We start from the raw sequence: 1,950 nt of genomic DNA on the forward strand, positions 1-1,950 counted from the left end.
CGGCCCCCGGACACGCGGCCAGCGAGGCCGGTTGGCTCGACCTTCATTTCGAGTCGTCGCGCCCCGAATATGAGGCGGCCTTGCTCGATGCCGGCATCCGCCCGGGCTGGCGCGTGCTCGATGCCGGTTGCGGCAGCGGCGGCTTCCTGCCGCTCATCGCCAGCGCCGTCGGTCCTTCCGGCTTCATTGCCGCGCTCGACCTCGCGCCCGAAAACATCGCCCGGGTCGAGGCGCTCGCGGGCACGCTGTCCGAGCCGCCGGAAATGGCCACGCATGTCGGCAGCATCCTGTCGCTGCCATTCGCCGACGCATCGTTCGATTGCGTCTGGTCCGGCAATGTCATGCAGTATCTGACGCCGGCCGAGTTCGCGCTTGCCGTCGGCGAGGCCAGGCGCGTGCTGAAGCCGGGCGGCATCTTGGCGGTCAAAGATTTCGATTCGACCATCTTGCAGATCCTGCCCATGGACCGGGCGCTGCTGGCGCGCTTCATGGCAGCCAGGCTCCAGGGATTTCGCGACCGAGGCGTGCTCGGCACCGATTGCGGTTCGACGCTTCCGGCGCGGCTGCGCCAGGCGGGCCTGGAGGTCGTCAGCCGCAAGGGCTGGCTGGTCGAGCGCTGGGCGCCCGCGCCTCGCTTCACGCGCGACTATGTTCGCGACCTGCTGGCCTATTTTGCAAGCGTCGCGCCGAGCTATGCCCTGCCTGATGCCGACCAGGCCTACTGGCAGGAGTTGAAGGAGCGGCCGGATCGCCTGCTCGACGATCCGGATTTCTGCTACCGCGAATTCTTCGTCATGACGGTTTGCCGCACGTAGCGCTCCTCCGCGACGGCCGAAGCCGCGGCGCGGCGCCAGGCCGCAGGCAAACCCGGTTCCGAGATCGAGGCTGAGCCAAGCCGCATTCGCCAGCTCTCCGCTCAAATGGCCGGCTTTCGAGCGAATTTCTTCGCGAACCGTTAATTCGGCCGTGCTGTTAATAAGCATCTGCTAATGAACTGGTTCGCGCGGGGGTACGCAATGACCAAGAATCTCGGCAATGCACGCTATGTGCCGCCAAAGGAGCAGCAAGGCTCGGTCCTCGGCAAGGTCGCGCCGGCGCTGTTCCCGCTGGCCGTGGTCGCCCTGGGCTATATGATCGGCAGGCAGTTCTTCGGCCTCTAGGCTCCGCCATCAGGCGCCGGTTTCGGCCGCGGCCTCGGGCCTTGCTTCGGCGCGGATGCGGTCGCTTGCCACGAGCACGACCGGGCAGGGGACGGCGGCCAGCACCGCCATGGCGGTGTCGCCGAAGAACAGTTCCTCGCCCGGCCGCTGCGTGACGCCCATCACCACCATCGCCGCTCCCTTGGCCACTTCCCTGGCGATCGCCGTGTCGGGCGTGGCGCGGGCGCGGATGGCGGTATCGACGGCGACGCCGTAGCGGTCGGCGAGATCGACGACGTCCTTGAGCACCGCCTCCTCGCGGCGGTGCGAAACGGTGCCTTGCCGGGCGCCTTTGCGCGCCTGCGAGACATAGAGCACCTTGACCCGCGCCCGGTGCGGCCTTGCCAGCGCCAGGGCGAAATCGGCGGCGCGGCGCGACACTTCCGTGCCGTTGACGGGCACCAGGATGGTGGTGCCCGCGCGCAGCACCGGCATCTTGCCCCCGGCGCCGGCACCGTTCAGCACCAGGCAGAGCGGACCGTCGAAGCCGCTGGTCATGTCGTTGAGCGCCTCGGTGAACGATCCCTTCTCGGTCAGCATGGCCTCGAGCCCGACCAGCAGCAGGCCATAGCCCTTGCGTGCCTCCTCGGCGATCGTCCGTGCGGTCGCTTCGCGTTCGCTGCGGGCGGTGAGATGCACCTTCTCGACCGGCGTGTCCTCGGCCTTGCTGACCGCTTTGGCGCTTCTGGCGGCGCCCTTCTTGACCTCCTTCAAGGCACGCTCCGGGCCCTTGTCGCGGGCCGGGCCGGCA

3 protein-coding genes are annotated in these 1,950 nt (G+C 68.5%); 2 read left to right on the forward strand and 1 reads right to left on the reverse strand.

Annotated elements, in window-relative coordinates:
• The coding region (locus FJ980_RS30145) for a methyltransferase domain-containing protein (protein WP_140547253.1) at positions 1-815 on the forward strand (815 nt) is incomplete at its 5' end.
• Positions 816-1,016: 201 nt separating this feature from the next.
• Positions 1,017-1,160 (forward strand): hypothetical protein, encoded by a 144-nt coding sequence (locus FJ980_RS34910; protein ID WP_181165259.1) that lies wholly within the window; start codon positions 1,017-1,019, stop codon positions 1,158-1,160.
• 9 nt (positions 1,161-1,169) lie between these two features.
• On the opposite strand, the gene FJ980_RS30150 is transcribed toward FJ980_RS34910, so the two are convergent.
• Positions 1,170-1,950 (reverse strand): universal stress protein (locus FJ980_RS30150; RefSeq protein ID WP_140547254.1); only part of this gene is annotated, 781 nt, incomplete at its 5' end.

Origin of the sequence: Mesorhizobium sp. B1-1-5, assembly GCF_006443065.1 — a bacterium.
GTDB lineage: Bacteria > Pseudomonadota > Alphaproteobacteria > Rhizobiales > Rhizobiaceae > Mesorhizobium.

Excerpts from the sequence above, each read along its gene's own strand:
- FJ980_RS34910 (WP_181165259.1), top strand. The coding sequence starts at position 1,017 with ATGACCAAGAATCTCGGCAATGCACGCTATGTGCCGCCAAAGGAGCAG.